14 protein-coding genes are annotated in these 13,764 nt (G+C 62.9%); 10 read left to right on the top strand and 4 right to left on the bottom strand.

From position 1 onward, the window contains the following. The first annotated feature begins 54 nt into the window (after positions 1 to 54). The 4 genes from ACFDR6_RS23385 to ACFDR6_RS23370 all read left to right on the top strand — a co-directional run bounded on the left by ACFDR6_RS23385 (position 55) and on the right by ACFDR6_RS23370 (position 5,639). The gene (locus tag ACFDR6_RS23385) at positions 55 to 732 is read left to right on the top strand and encodes a DUF4286 family protein (protein ID WP_212088759.1); all 678 of its coding nucleotides are present in this window, start codon (positions 55 to 57) and stop codon (positions 730 to 732) included. 238 nt (positions 733 to 970) lie between these two features. After that, a complete protein-coding gene (locus ACFDR6_RS23380; protein WP_375859641.1) occupies positions 971 to 2,770 on the top strand; it encodes an FAD-dependent oxidoreductase in 1,800 nt (599 codons plus the stop codon). After that, positions 2,740 to 4,587, top strand: coding sequence for a 2-oxoacid:acceptor oxidoreductase subunit alpha (locus ACFDR6_RS23375; protein ID WP_375859640.1), 1,848 nt, complete (start codon positions 2,740 to 2,742; stop codon positions 4,585 to 4,587). The genes ACFDR6_RS23380 and ACFDR6_RS23375 overlap by 31 nt, the downstream gene beginning before the upstream one ends. Beyond that, positions 4,584 to 5,639 carry a 2-oxoacid:ferredoxin oxidoreductase subunit beta gene (locus ACFDR6_RS23370; RefSeq protein WP_212088748.1) on the top strand — a complete coding sequence of 352 codons (1,056 nt, stop codon included), beginning with the start codon at positions 4,584 to 4,586 and terminating at the stop codon, positions 5,637 to 5,639. Before ACFDR6_RS23375 ends, ACFDR6_RS23370 begins: the two co-directional genes overlap by 4 nt. Here the strand turns inward: ACFDR6_RS23370 and ACFDR6_RS23365 are convergent, their stop codons facing one another. Together ACFDR6_RS23365 and ACFDR6_RS23360 are read right to left on the bottom strand one after the other, a co-directional pair. Next, positions 5,640 to 6,086: a DUF4399 domain-containing protein gene (locus tag ACFDR6_RS23365; protein WP_375859814.1), complete on the bottom strand. Its 447-nt coding sequence runs from the start codon at positions 6,084 to 6,086 to the stop codon at positions 5,640 to 5,642. Positions 6,087 to 6,102: 16 nt separating this feature from the next. Continuing rightward, the gene (locus ACFDR6_RS23360) at positions 6,103 to 7,632 is read right to left on the bottom strand and encodes an SUMF1/EgtB/PvdO family nonheme iron enzyme (RefSeq protein ID WP_317240909.1); all 1,530 of its coding nucleotides are present in this window, start codon (positions 7,630 to 7,632) and stop codon (positions 6,103 to 6,105) included. A 322-nt stretch (positions 7,633 to 7,954) separates the two neighbouring features. Between ACFDR6_RS23360 and ACFDR6_RS23355 the strand changes: the two genes are divergently transcribed. The 6 genes from ACFDR6_RS23355 to ACFDR6_RS23330 all read left to right on the top strand — a co-directional run bounded on the left by ACFDR6_RS23355 (position 7,955) and on the right by ACFDR6_RS23330 (position 10,727). Further along, a complete protein-coding gene (locus ACFDR6_RS23355; protein WP_375859639.1) occupies positions 7,955 to 8,572 on the top strand; it encodes a hypothetical protein in 618 nt (205 codons plus the stop codon). 34 nt (positions 8,573 to 8,606) lie between these two features. Continuing rightward, on the top strand, positions 8,607 to 9,056 hold the full coding sequence (locus ACFDR6_RS23350; protein WP_212088739.1) for a DsrE family protein: 450 nt from the start codon (positions 8,607 to 8,609) through the stop codon (positions 9,054 to 9,056). Between the two features lie 220 nt (positions 9,057 to 9,276). Next, positions 9,277 to 9,600 (top strand): ArsR/SmtB family transcription factor, encoded by a 324-nt coding sequence (locus ACFDR6_RS23345; protein WP_375859638.1) that lies wholly within the window; start codon positions 9,277 to 9,279, stop codon positions 9,598 to 9,600. Continuing rightward, positions 9,597 to 10,028 (top strand): SRPBCC family protein, encoded by a 432-nt coding sequence (locus ACFDR6_RS23340; RefSeq protein WP_375859637.1) that lies wholly within the window; start codon positions 9,597 to 9,599, stop codon positions 10,026 to 10,028. Before ACFDR6_RS23345 ends, ACFDR6_RS23340 begins: the two co-directional genes overlap by 4 nt. A gap of 43 nt (positions 10,029 to 10,071) precedes the next feature. Next, entirely contained in the window at positions 10,072 to 10,296 is a 225-nt protein-coding gene (locus ACFDR6_RS23335; protein WP_375859636.1) for a hypothetical protein, read from the top strand. After that, positions 10,293 to 10,727 carry a DUF1801 domain-containing protein gene (locus tag ACFDR6_RS23330; RefSeq protein WP_375859635.1) on the top strand — a complete coding sequence of 145 codons (435 nt, stop codon included), beginning with the start codon at positions 10,293 to 10,295 and terminating at the stop codon, positions 10,725 to 10,727. Before ACFDR6_RS23335 ends, ACFDR6_RS23330 begins: the two co-directional genes overlap by 4 nt. A gap of 202 nt (positions 10,728 to 10,929) precedes the next feature. Here the strand turns inward: ACFDR6_RS23330 and ACFDR6_RS23325 are convergent, their stop codons facing one another. Together ACFDR6_RS23325 and ACFDR6_RS23320 are read right to left on the bottom strand one after the other, a co-directional pair. Beyond that, a complete protein-coding gene (locus ACFDR6_RS23325; RefSeq protein WP_212088730.1) occupies positions 10,930 to 12,468 on the bottom strand; it encodes a SpoVR family protein in 1,539 nt (512 codons plus the stop codon). Continuing rightward, positions 12,465 to 13,742 (bottom strand): YeaH/YhbH family protein, encoded by a 1,278-nt coding sequence (locus ACFDR6_RS23320; protein WP_212089112.1) that lies wholly within the window; start codon positions 13,740 to 13,742, stop codon positions 12,465 to 12,467. The genes ACFDR6_RS23325 and ACFDR6_RS23320 overlap by 4 nt, the downstream gene beginning before the upstream one ends. Positions 13,743 to 13,764 lie beyond the last annotated feature (22 nt).

Raw genomic sequence — 13,764 nt, 5'->3', positions numbered from 1 at the left:
TGGCGCTGTCGCGCCTCCTCACCATGAGGGGATGGACTGGGAAGGACAAGAACAATGCCGCTCGCCGGGAAAGGCATGCTGCTGACGTCGATGAATGTCGACGCAGCCGACGAGGCCGATTTCAACCGCTGGTACGATCGTGAGCATCTGGAAGAGCGCGTCGCGATCGACGGATTCCTGGAAGCGCGGCGCTATGTCGCGCATGCCGCCAATCCCAAGTATCTCTCGCTGTACTCGACCGCGACGCTCGACGTGCTCGACAGTCCCGCATATCGGGCGCGGCTCGCCAACCAGACCGACTGGTCGCGGCGCAGCATGGCGCGCTTCAAGGACATGCTGCGCGTCGTCGCGCGCATCACCATCAGCAACGGCACCGGACGGGGTGCTGCGCTCGGCATGGTGCGGCTGCGGCCGACACCCGACAACGCGGCGTCCTTGCGTGATGCACTGCAAGACAGACTGAGACCCGAAACGCGCGACGGCATCATCTCGATGCATCTGCTGGAGAGCGAGCCCGAATTGTCGGGTGCGACGGCCGGCATTCCAGCGGTGCGCAATGAAGGCGCGCGCGACTGGTTCGTGCTGATCGACGGCACGCGGGTCGGCGCTGTCTCGGCCGTCATCGCCGAGCGCTTCACCGGTCCGGCGGCGGCGCCGCTGCCGCCTCCGATTTCCGTCGGCACGTACTGCCTGATGTGGGATCTGGCGAAGAGCGATATCGCGCGCGGCTAGCGTTCGGACGCATTGCAACATGCTGCATTGCACGCGAGATGACGCGCGGCGTTAATGCTGTGCGCGCGTGGCTCCTATGAAAGAGGGGACGCGCGCAAATTTGCCGTTGTACTTCGGAGCCGTTCTAATAAGCTAACCCAATGACGTCATTCAGAAACCAGATCGAAGCGCGCTAAGCGCTCGCCATGCTCACAAAAAAAGGCCGCGGGGTCTTTGAGCCTGCGCGGACAGGGTAGGAATGAAACCGACCGATATTGCGGCCCCCGACTACTTTCACAAAGTGGTCGATTGCCAATGGGCCTGTCCTGCGCACACCCCGGTTCCCGAATACATCCGACTGATCGCACAAGGCCGCTATAGCGACGCCAACATGATCAATTGGAAATCGAACGTGTTTCCCGGCATTCTGGGACGCACTTGCGATCGTCCCTGCGAGCCGGCGTGCCGCCGCGGACGCGTCGAGGAAACCCCCGTCGCGATCTGCCGGCTGAAGCGCGTCGCCGCCGATTTCAAGGACGACATCAAGCAACGCCTGCCGAAGCCCTTGCCGAAGAACGGCAAGCGCGTCGCCTTCGTCGGCGGTGGGCCGGCCTCGCTGACGGTGGCGCGCGATCTGGCGCCGCTCGGCTATCACTGCACCGTGTTCGACGGCGATCCCGAAGCCGGCGGCATGATGCGCACGCAGATCCCGAAATTCCGTCTGCCCAATTCGGTGATCGACGAGGAGACCGGCTACATCCTGGGTCTCGGCGTGGACTTCAAGGGCGGCCACCGCATCGAGAGCATGAAGGCGCTGCTCGCGGAGAAATACGACGCGATCTTCGTCGGCTCCGGCGCCCCGCGCGGCCGCGAGCTCGACATTCCCGGCCGGAAAGAGGCGGCCAGCAACATCCATATCGGCATCGAATGGCTGGCGTCGGTCTCGTTCGGCCATGTCGACAAGATCGGCAAGCGCGTGATCGTGCTCGGCGGCGGCAACACCGCGATGGATTGCTGCCGCACCGCGCGTCGTCTCGGCGGCGAAGAGGTGAAGGTCGTCGTCCGCTCGGGCTTCGAGGAGATGAAGGCCTCGCCCTGGGAGAAGGAGGATGCGCTCCACGAGGATATTCCGATCCTCAATTTCATGGTCCCTGTCGCCTTCGTCCACGACAACGGCAAGCTCACCGGCATCACCTTCCAGAAGGTGAAGGCCGAATACGATGCCAAGGGGCGCCGCAACCTCGTTCCCTCGGGTGAGCCGGACCAGACCATCGAATGCGACGACGTGCTGGTCGCGGTCGGCCAGGAGAACGCCTTCCCCTGGATCGAGCAGGATTGCGGCATCGAATTCGACAAATGGCACATGCCCAAGGTCGATCCCAAGACATTCGTCTCGACCAATCCAAAAGTGTTCTTCGGCGGCGACGCCGCGTTCGGCCCGAAGAACATCATCTGGGCAGTGGCGCACGGCCACGACGCCGCGCTGTCGATCCACAAGATGCTGTCGGGCGATGACATCACCGAGCGTCCGCTGCCTGAGGTGCAGATCTCATCGCAGAAGATGGGCATTCATGAATGGAGCTATGACAACGACATCTCCATCGACAAGCGTTACAAGGTTCCGCATCGCGATAAGGTCGTCGCGCTGAAGGACATCCGCACCGAGGTCGAGCTCGGCTACGACGTCAAGCTCGCGCTCGGCGAGGCGCATCGCTGCCTGAACTGCGACGTGCAGACCGTGTTCTCCACCTCGCTCTGCATCGAGTGCGATGCTTGCGTCGATATCTGCCCGATGGATTGCATCACCTTCACGGCCAATGGCGAGGAAAGCGACCTGCGCCAACGCCTGAAGGCGCCCTCGCCGCATCCGGACCAGGACCTCTACGTCTCCTCCGATCTGAAGACCGGGCGCGTCATGGTCAAGGACGAGGACGTCTGCCTGCATTGCGGGCTGTGCGCCGAGCGTTGTCCCACCGGCGCCTGGGACATGCAGAAATATTTCATCGAGATGACTCACGCAGGCTCAGCATGTCCGACAAAAAGCCGATCAGCAGCGTAAACGACTTCGTCGTCCGTTTCGCCAACGTCAACGGCTCGGGCTCGGCCAGCGCCAACGAGATGTTCGCACGCGCGATCCTGCGTCACGGCGTGCCCGTGTCCCCGCGCAACATCTTCCCCTCCAACATCCAGGGCCTGCCGACCTGGTACGAGGTGCGGGTCACCGAAGACGGTCATCTCGGCGCCCGCGGCGGGGTCGACATGATGGTCGCGATGAACCCGCAGACCTGGGACAAGGACGTCGCCGGCATCGAGCCCGGCGGCTACCTGTTCTACGATTCCACCAAGCCGATGCCGTCGACGAAATTCCGCGACGACATCACCGTGATCGGCGTCCCCTTAACCGCCATCACCAATTCGACCTACACCGATCCGCGCCAGCGCCAGCTGTTCAAGAACATCATCTATCTGGGCGCGCTCAGTGCGCTGCTCGACATGGACCCGAAGCTGATCGAGCAGCTGATCGGCGAGCAGTACAAGGGCAAGGAGAAGCTGCTCTCCTCCAATGTCCATGCGCTGCATCTCGGCCGCGACTGGGCGCTGCAGAACTTGAAGTGCCCGATCGGGTTGCGGGTGAAGAAGTCCGACAAGGTCGGCGACCGCATCTTCATCGAGGGCAACAGCGCCGCCGCGCTCGGCGCAGTTTATGGCGGCGCCACCGTCTGCGCCTGGTATCCGATCACGCCGTCCTCGTCGGTGGCCGAAGCCTTCACGGCGCATTGCAAGAAGTACCGGCACGATCCTGAGACAGGCAAAGCCAAATACGCCATCGTGCAGGGCGAGGATGAACTGGCCTCGATCGGCATCGTCATCGGTGCGTCCTGGAACGGTGCCCGCGCCTTCACCGCGACCTCCGGTCCCGGCATCTCCCTGATGACCGAGTTCATCGGCCTCTCATACTTCGCCGAGATCCCGGCCGTGATCATGAACATCCAGCGCGCCGGCCCCTCGACGGGCATGCCGACCCGCACCCAGCAATGCGACATCATCGCCTGCGCCTATGCCTCGCACGGCGACACCAAGCATGTGCTGCTGTTCCCCGAAGATCCCGCCGAGGCCTTCGAGTTCGCGGCCGCCGCCTTCGATCTCGCCGAGCGGCTGCAGACCACGATATTCCTGATGCTCGACCTCGACATCGGCATGAACCACCGGCTCTGTCGCCCGCTCAAGTGGGACGATGCCAAGCAGTATGACCGCGGCAAGGTGATGACCGCGGAGATGCTGGACGAGGGCCGCGACTTCGGCCGCTATCTCGACGTCGACGGCGACGGCATTCCCTACCGCACCTACCCCGGCACGCACCCGACCAAGGGCTCCTATTTTACCCGCGGCACGTCGCGCGACCGCTATGCGCGCTACTCCGAGGAAGGCTCGGTCTACGCCGACAACATGCAGCGCCTGATGCGCAAGTTCGAGACCGCGCAGGACATGGTGCCGCGACCGCTGCAGGCCAATGCCGAACGGCCGACCAAATATGGCGTGATCTATTTCGGCTCGACCTCGCCGGCGATGGACGAGGCAATTGGCTTGTTGGAAGCGCGCGGACATCAGCTCGACCGCCTGCGCATCCGCGCCTTCCCGTTTCATTCGAGCGTGGCGAGCTTCCTTGCCGAGCACGACTTCGTCTACGTGGTCGAGCAGAACCGCGACAGCCAGCTCCGCCAGCTCATCGTCAACGAGAACGGTATCGACCCGGTGCGGCTCGTGCCGATCGTGCATTATGACGGCTCGCCGATCACCGCCCGGTTCATCGCAAAAGCCATTGGTGACCACCAGGATCACCTCAAGGTGACCCCGCTCCGCAAGGCCATGTCATGACCTACATCGCAAAGCCCAAATTTCACCATCCCGGTCTGAAGAAGAACGAGCTCGGCTACACCCATCGCGACTACGAGGGCAAGATCTCGACCTTGTGCGCCGGCTGCGGCCATGATTCGATCACGGCCTCGATCATCGAGGCCTGCTACGAGCTCTCGATCGAGCCGCACCGGGTGGCGAAGATTTCCGGCATCGGCTGCTCGTCGAAGACGCCGGACTATTTTCTCGGCAATTCGCACGGCTTCAACTCCGTGCACGGCCGAATGCCCAGCGTGCTGACAGGCGCCAATCTCGCCAATCGCGATCTGATCTATCTCGGCGTCTCAGGCGACGGCGATTCCGCCTCGATCGGCTTCGGCCAGTTCGCGCATTCGATCCGGCGCGGCGTCAACATGACCTATATCGTAGAGAACAACGGCGTCTACGGCCTGACCAAGGGCCAGTTCTCCGCGACAGCCGACCGCGGCTCGAAGAGCAAGAAGGGCGTCACCAATACCGACAACGCCATCGACCTCGTCGCCATCGCGCTGCAACTCGGCGCTACCTTCGTCGCGCGCTCGTTCTCCGGCGACAAGACCCAGCTGGTGCCGCTGATCGCGGCCGCGATCCGACACAAGGGCGCGTCCTTCATCGACGTCATCAGCCCCTGCATCGCCTTCAACAACCACGCCGGCTCGACCAAGAGTTTTGATTATGTCCGCGAGCACAACGACGCCGTGAACCGGCTCGATGTGCTGGTCGGTCGCGACCCGATCGCGGTGGACTACGCGCCGGGCACGGTGCAGATGGTCGAGCAGCACGACGGCAGCAAGATCGCGCTGCGCAAGATCGACGCCGATTACGATCCGCATGACCGGCTGGGCGCGATGACCTTCCTGCAGAGGCACGCCGCCAAAGGCCAGATCGTCACCGGACTGCTCTATGTCGATCCCGACGCGGAAGATATGCACGAGCACCTCAACACGGTGGAAACCCCGCTCAATTCGCTGGAAGCGGACACGCTTTGCCCGGGCTCGGCGGTGCTGGACAAGATCAACGCCAGCCTGCGGTGATCATCTTCCCGCCGACGCCGGCGGCCTGACGCGGATCGTGATCTTCTCCGACACGATGGGTGGTTCGAACGGATAGTGCTTGGCGTCGCCAAGCACTAGTTGCAGCGTGTGCGCACCGGGCGGAAGCTCGAGGAACGTTTCGGTCTGTCCTGCTCCGAAATGCAGATGGGACTTGTCCTGCGGAATCGGCTCCTTGGCATCGATGGGATCTTTCACATCGATCAACAGATGATGATGGCCCGCATTGTGGTAGTCATCACCAGCATGCGTCACGCCCATGTTGCGCAGGCCGAACCGGACCCAAAATCCACCACGGACCTTCTGGCCGTCATACGGCGTAATGAAATAGAGCTTGGCGTCCTTGGGGGCGGATTTGCCTTGCGAGTAGGCCGCGTCCGGAAGCAATGCAAGTGCGGCCGCCAGCGCGATCCAGAAAATGACCTTCATCAAATTGACTCCAGTATTACGGACTAAGCGCAATGCGGAATCCGTGCGTGGGGTAACGGACATTGGTGTCGTATCCACCGCGGTTTGACGGCCGCACATATCTCGAATCGTTCTTCCAGGAGCCCGACCGCAGGACATGAGCGCTGCAGTCAGCGCTGCGCCACGCCGAGCCGTCGCTCGGCGCCCCCTGATAGGTCCTATGCCAGCAGTCCTCGACCCACTGGTCGATGCCGCCGCCCATGTCATAGAGTCCGAATGGATTAGGCTTGAAGCTGCCGACCTTGGCCGGCTGCTCGGCCGCGAGATCACCGCAATCCTTGCATCCGGCCATGCCCGGTTGGAGCTTGTCGCCCCACCAGTACTTGCTCTGCGTTCCGCCGCGCGCTGCATATTCCCATTCGGCTTCGGTCGGAAGACGGTAAGGCTTCTTGGCCGCCTGCGCGAGCCAGACGACATATTGCTGCGCGTCGGCCCAGCTCACATTGCTGACGGGGGCATCGTCCTTGCCGGTTGCCGTGAATCCGCACCCCTTTGCAGCGGCACATTCGTTCCATTCCCGCACGATGACCGGATATTTTCCGATCGAGAACGGCTTGATCGTGACCTGATGGACAGGTCGCTCGGTCGGATCGTCATTGCTTCCCATCGCGAAACTGCCGCCGCGAATGGCGATCATCTCGGGTTCGCGAAGTGGCACCGCCGATGGGCTGGGCGCCGGCGAAGGCGACGAAGCCAATGACGGAGACGGTTGCGGGGTCTGCGTCGCCGCCTCGCTTGGCAGCGGTTGCGGGCTTGGTGAAGCGGCAGGAGAAGTGGCAGGAGGGGGGGCCGGCACGGCTGCCTGCTCTCCGATCCTGCCGGGCTGCGCCAGCAAATACCAGAGCACGCCTGCGGCCATCATCATCACTGTAATGGCCAGCAGAAAGATCAGCGTGTTCTCACGCCGGCCCCTGGTATTGCCAACGGCATCCGCGTCCGGCAGCACGCGATAGACGCGAACAGGATCAGTGATGTTCTTGACTTTGCGGTCGCCGAGCGACTCATAGCCGCATACCACCTTGTGCTTGATCTGCTCGTAGATCGCGCCTGAGATATAGACTTGGCCCGGCTCGGCAATTCCCTCAATACGTGTCGCGATGTTGACGCCGTCGCCGTAGACATCGTCCGGCTCCACGATCACGTCGCCGAGATTGACGCCAATCCGGTATTCGAGCCGCGAATGCTTCGGAAGCGAGGCGTTGCGGCCGATCAGGTTCTGCTGGATGACGATGCTGCACCGAACGGCCTCGACCGGACTATCGAAAATGGCAATGAAACCATCACCCGTTGTCTTCACCAGAGCACCATGGTGCTCGACGATGCTGGGCTGAATGAGATCCCGCTCGATCCGCTTGACGCGGGCATGCGTCCCCTCCTCATCTGCCTGCATCATGCGGCTGTAGGAAGCGATGTCACCGACAATGATCGCAGCGAGACGACGAGGCATAGGACCGTGTGGAGGCGGCCCATCCTGATTGCCGGATTTGAAGTTGCGAATTTCGCCCATTGCGGGGGACTCCACATACTGACAAGGCAGCCCCAGCCTACGACTGCCAAAGGCTGTCGTCTGTGAAGGCTACCACATTGACGAACCGAGACAATGTCAGAGCAACGGGCGGCATCGGGTTCCGAGGAATGAAGGCGCTCCACCGCTTGAACCTTCTTGATCCCGCCTGTGACTAAGGCTGGACCTGAAAACTGCTCCGAGTCGGCATCGCGATGGCGGCAGGAGCGATCTGGGACAATTGAACGAGGGGCACCGCGCCTGCGTCTAACAGACAGCAACTCTGTCCTGCTGCGATCGAAATTGCCGCGCGCTCGAGGCCGTCATGAAGCTCTCCATCTTCGCCTTCATTTTCGCTGCGCTGACCAGCGCCGCCGCGGCCGAGGAAGGCGACGACATCCGCGAGGCCAGCAAGGCCGAAACCGAGACCTTCAACACGCGCATGTATGCGGGCGCGCCCGACAACAAGGCCTATGCCTGCTTCGTCCGCCGCTACGATGCCGAGCATCTGGCGCGGCATCCGAAGCAGAAGGTTGCCGCGATGAAGCTGCTGATCTCCGCGGAATTCGACAAGGAGGACAAGGAGCTGCACCATTCCTTCCGCCTCGGCTTCCGATATCGTCATCGCTCCGGCGATTTCGATTCCAGCGGCTCGTGTAACCACGCCGTGTTCACCAAGGGCGGTAGCGAAGTGCGCCTCGGCTGCGGCGTCGACTGCGACGGCGGCGGCATCGGCGTTGCACTGTCGAAGGACGACAAGTCGGCGATCGTGCGGCTCGAACGCGTCAGGGTCTGGCAGAACAACAAGCCGGACGACGAGGCCGAGCATTCGCTGACGGCCGGCGCCGACGACAAGATCTTCCGGCTCGACCGCGCCGACAACAGCGAGTGCGCCTCGCTGGTGACGGACCGCAAGGAACTCGCCGCGCTGCGCTCGAAGTGATATCTGTTCGGCGTCCAGTCGAAAGGAGATCGCCATGAACCGCCGAAACATCCTGTGGAGTGCCGTCTCGGCTTTGGGCGCGGCCTTTGGCGTCTCGCGTGCGCAAGCGGCCACGGAAGCCGGCGCGGGCAACAAGCTCAAGGTGGTCTACCATCTCAGCGACGCCGAGAAGGTCAATTTCGTGCTCGGCAACATCCAGAACCACTTCGACGGGGTCGGCGGCCCCGAGCATGTCACGATCGCGCTTGTCATCCACGGGCCGGCGCTGAAGGCATTTCACTGGGCGCAGGCCAACCCCGATGTCACCAGGCGCATCGGCGACTTTTCCAAAGGCGGCGTCGAGCTCGCCGCTTGCGGCAACACGATGAAGGTGCAGAACGTCACGCTGACTGATCTGTTGCCCGGCTTCGTGAGCGCGGAGCAAGGCGGCGTGGTCCGCATCGCGGAGTTGCAGTCCCAAGGGTATTTGTACTTGCGACCGTAGCAGTGTGCTCGGGGCACCCGTATCTCCCCGTCATGCGAGCGCGGCAAAGCGATCCAAGATCCCACCGCCGAGCCAGTCCGGATTGCTTCGCCGCAAGGGCTCCTCGCCCATGGCGGCGGGGCGAGCTGCGCGCGGTATGATCCTTTCCCTCGTTCGGACTTGACTCACCCATAACTCCACAGTTATGAATTTATCCATAACTTCCTGGTTATGGATCTCCATGTCTCCCGCCCCCGATCTCCTGTTCAGAACGCTCGCCGACCCCACGAGGCGGGCGATCTTCGAGCGGCTTTGTCGCGAGGGCGAGCAGACGGTCGGGGCACTGACGGCGCGATCGGGCGTTTCCCAGCCCGCGGTCTCCAAGCATCTCGGCGCGCTGAAGCAGGCCGGCCTCGTACGTGACCGCCATGAAGGACGGCAGACCCATTACAGCGCGCTGCCCGGCGCGCTCGATCCGCTGAACGACTGGACCAGCCAGATGGCCGGCTTCTGGCAAAGGCGGCTCGACGCACTCGACGATCTCCTGAAGAGGATGGACCAATGACTGAACCCTCAAACGAGACGCGCTCCGTGGTCGTCGAGCGAGAATTTGCCTTTCCGCCCGAGCGGCTCTGGCGCGCGCTGACGCAGCCGCATCTGATCGAGGAATGGCTGATGAAGAACGACTTCAAGCCGTCAGTCGGTCATCGTTTCAACCTGCACGGCGAATGGGGCGGCGTGCTGGACTGCGAGGTACTCACCATCGAGCCGCAGAAGAGCCTCGCCTATACATGGAATTTCTCGCATGAGGATTCCGCCTTCGACCTCAAAAGCGTCGTGACCTTCACGCTGACACCGACGAGCGCAGGCACGCATTTGCGCGTGGAGCAGGCGGGCTTCGGCCCGACGCAGAAGCAGGCCTATGGCGGCGCGCACGCCGGCTGGAAGCAGTTCTTCAACAAGCTGGACGAACTGCTCGCGCGGGCCGACTAGCTCCATCCGCTTCCATTCCGATCAATATCAACGGAGGTCCCTAGTGAGCACGCATATGTGGGTTCGGCAGATTCATCGCTGGCTGTCGATGGCTTTCACGATCGCGGTCATCGCCAACATCGTGGCGATGACCGTGCAGGTCCAGGCCGTGTGGATCGGCTTCCTGGCACTCGTCCCGCTCATTCCGTTGCTCGCGACGGGGCTCTATCTGTTCGCGCTGCCTTATCTCGGCCGGCGTGGCGGCGCGCACGGTGAGGCAGGCTCGTGAAGAAGGCGGCGGCGAAGAAGAGCAGCGCGAAGGAAACAGGCGCAGCGTCAGCCTCGAAACTGATCGACGGCAGGATCAGGGAGCTCGGCGATTGGCGCGGCGAGATGCTGGGGCGGATCCGCGACCTGATCAAGCAGGCCGATCCCGACGTGGTCGAGGCGTGGAAATGGCGCGGCGTTCCCGTATGGGAGCATGACGGCATCATCTGCACCGGCGAGACCTACAAGGAAGTGGTGAAGATGACCTTTGCCAAGGGCGCGGCCCTGGAGGATCCGGCGCGCCTGTTCAACTCCAGCCTCGACGGAAACGTGCGCCGTGCGATCGATATTCGCGAAGGCGACAAGATCGACGCGAAGGCGTTGAAGGCGCTGATCCGTGCGGCGGTGGAGCTGAATGCGAGCAAGAAGCCGGCGAAGAAGCGGCCGGCGTAGAACAGCCGTCGCGCCACGAGCGCCTTCCTTTTCCCCTTGTGGGAGACGTTGGCGCGAAGCGCCGGATGGGGGGTATCTATCGGCACTGAGGGTGCGGAGAGATACCCCTCACCCAAGTGAGCTTGTATCTGCCGGCGCCGCTGCCCTCTCCCACAAGGGGCGAGGGCACGTCAATGCGCATCTCTCCGCGTGGCCGGCCGCCTCAAGCCACCGCCGCCGCAATCGGGCGCGGGCTCACGACGTATTCGCGCAGGACCTTGTCGTTGGCGTCGACCTCGATCAGCGCGACGTCGTAGGTCCAGAGGTCGGCGAGATGCTGCAGCACCCGCTTGGCGTCGGTCTCGTTGAGCTGCGAGCCCTTGATGACGTGGTGGTGCAGGATCAACCGGCGATCGCCGGAGAGATCGACGTCGACCACCTCGATGTTGGCGTCGATGTAGCCGACATCATGCTGCCGCGCCAGCTCGCGGCGAACGCGGCGGAAGCCGCGCTCGTCATGAATGGCATCGACCCGGATACCGGCGCGCTCTTCGGGATCGTCATGCAGGTGGAACATGCGGAAGTGCCGCATCAGCTTCGGGCTCAGGAACTGCGCGATGAAGCTTTCATCGCGGTAGTTGGCCCAGACGTCGCGCAGCACGCCCATGACGTCGTTCTTGCCGGCGATATCAGGAAACCATTCGCGATCCTCGTCCTCCGGACGGGTAACGATGCGCTCGATGTCCTGCATCACGGCAAAACCGAGCGCATAGGGATTGAAGCCGGAGAAGCGCGGGTCGTCGAATTCGGGCTGGAACACAACGTTGGTGTGCGATCCCAGGAACTCCAGGAAGTTTCCGTCGGTGATGCGGCCCTGCTGGTGCAGCTTGGTCATGATGCGATAGTGGACGTAGGTCGCCGTCCCCTCGTTCATCACCTTGGTCTGGCTCTGCGGGTAAAAATATTGCGCAATGTGGCGGACGATGCGGAGCAGCTCACGCTGCCACGGCGCCAGACGCGGCGCGCTCTTCTCCAGGAAGTAGAGCAAATTCTCCTGCGGCAGGCCGAGCAGCTTGCGGCGGCGCTCGATGCTGAGCGCAGAGCGGGTCTTGCTCTTGCCGGCCGGCACGGTGCGCCAGAGATCGTTGAAGACCTCTTCCTCATGCTGACGGCGGCGCCCTGCCCGCTTTTCCTCGGCGCGCAGATCGAGCTTCTTCTTGCCGGGATAGCGGTCGATGCCGTGCGACATCAGCGCATGCGCGGCATCCAGCGTGCGCTCGACCTCGACGCGGCCGTAACGCTCCTCGCATTGCATGACGTAGTTCTTGGCGAAATCGAGATAATCCAGGATGCCGTCGGCATCGGTCCACTGCTTGAACAGATAATTGTTCTTGAAGAAGTGGTTATGGCCGAAGGCGGCGTGGGCGATCACCAGCGTCTGCATCGTCGCCGTGTTCTCCTCCATCAGGTAGGAGATGCAGGGCGAGGAGTTGATGACGATCTCGTAGGCGAGCCCCATCAGGCCCTTGCGATAGGACGCCTCGTGGTACGCAAAATGCTTGCCGAACGACCAGTGCTTGTAGAACAGCGGCATGCCGACCGACGAATAGGCGTCCAGCATCTGCTCGGCGGTGATGACCTCGATCTGGTTCGGATAGACGTCGAGCCCGAGATCCTTCAGCGCCACCTCCTCGCAGGCATCGGTGATGCGCTGCAAGGTGTGGAAATCCCAATCCGCGCCTTCGAACAATCGTTCCGTCATGGAGCGGCTTTCTCCTGGGCAGTCTCGCGACGCTGAAACAAATCGTGGAACACCGGAAAGATCTCGCTGCGTTCCGAGACCTTGCGCATCGAGAGCGGTGCGCCGCTGTTGCGCAGACGCTCATAGAGAGTCCAGAGCGAGGAATCGGAGAGATCGAACGCGCTGCCGCCGGATTCCCCGACCTCGAGATAGGCGAAGAACTGGCAGACCGGCAGGATCTTGTCGGTCAACAGCATGCCGGTGAGCTCGCCGTCGGAATAGGAATTGTCGCCGTCGGAGGCCTGCGCGGCATAGATGTTCCAGTCCGACGGGTTGAAGCGCTCGCGCACGATCTCGTGCATCGCCTGCAGCGCGCTGGAGACGAGCGTGCCGCCCGAGGCCGGCCCGTAGAAGAAGGTCTGCTCGTCGACCTCCTCGGCGCGGTCGGTGTGGCGGATGAAGACGATCTCGACATGCTTGTAGCGGCGCTTCAGGAACACGTAGAGCAGCATGTAGAATCGTTTGGCGAGATCCTTCATGTGCTCGGACATCGAGCCCGAGACGTCCATCAGGCAGAACATCACCGCCTGCGCCACCGGCCGAGGCACCGTCTCGAAGCGGCGGTAGCGGATGTCGAGCGGATCGATGAAGGGAATGCGCTTGGTCTTCGCCTTCAGCTTTTCGAGCTGGTCGAGCAGCTCCAAACGCTCGTCCTCGTCGGTGCATGCGGCGATCGCGGCCTCCAGCTCTTCAACCTCCTCCTTGCGGGGACGCTTGAGCGCGATGCGGCGGGCCAGCGCCAGCTTCACCGTCCGGCTCACCGAGATGTTGGCGGGCGAGCCCGAGGTCGTGTAGCCGGCGCGCTGGATGCCCTCGCTCTCGGTCTGCGCGATCTTGCGCTTGGCGAGATCCGGCAGCTCGAGATCGTCGAGGAAGAGATCGACGAACTCGTCACGGCTGAGCACGAAACGGAAAGCGTCCTCGCTGTCGCCTTCGCCCGGGCCTGAATCCTTGGCGCTGCCCTGGCCGGAGCGCTGGAGGTAGTCGCCCTCGATGAACTTCTTGTTGCCGGGCAACACCATGTCGCGCGTTCCGCCCTCGCGGCGGAAGCGCGGCTCGTGCATGCCGTCGAGGGGGATCGTGACTTCGCCCCCCTCCAGGACGTCCTTGATGTCGCGTTCCTGCGAGGTCTTCTTGACGGCGCCCTGCACCAGGGACTTGGCCCGACGCAAGAACCGCTGGCGGTTCTCAAGACTCTTGCCGCCTGGATTCAGGCGCCTGTCAATAATGTGAATGGGCACTTGACCATTCGCCTCC

Source organism: Bradyrhizobium tunisiense (genome assembly GCF_042263385.1).
Lineage (GTDB): Bacteria > Pseudomonadota > Alphaproteobacteria > Rhizobiales > Xanthobacteraceae > Bradyrhizobium > Bradyrhizobium tunisiense.
Note: the sequence above shows the minus strand (reverse complement) of the source record. Positions and strands in the feature narration are given on the sequence as shown.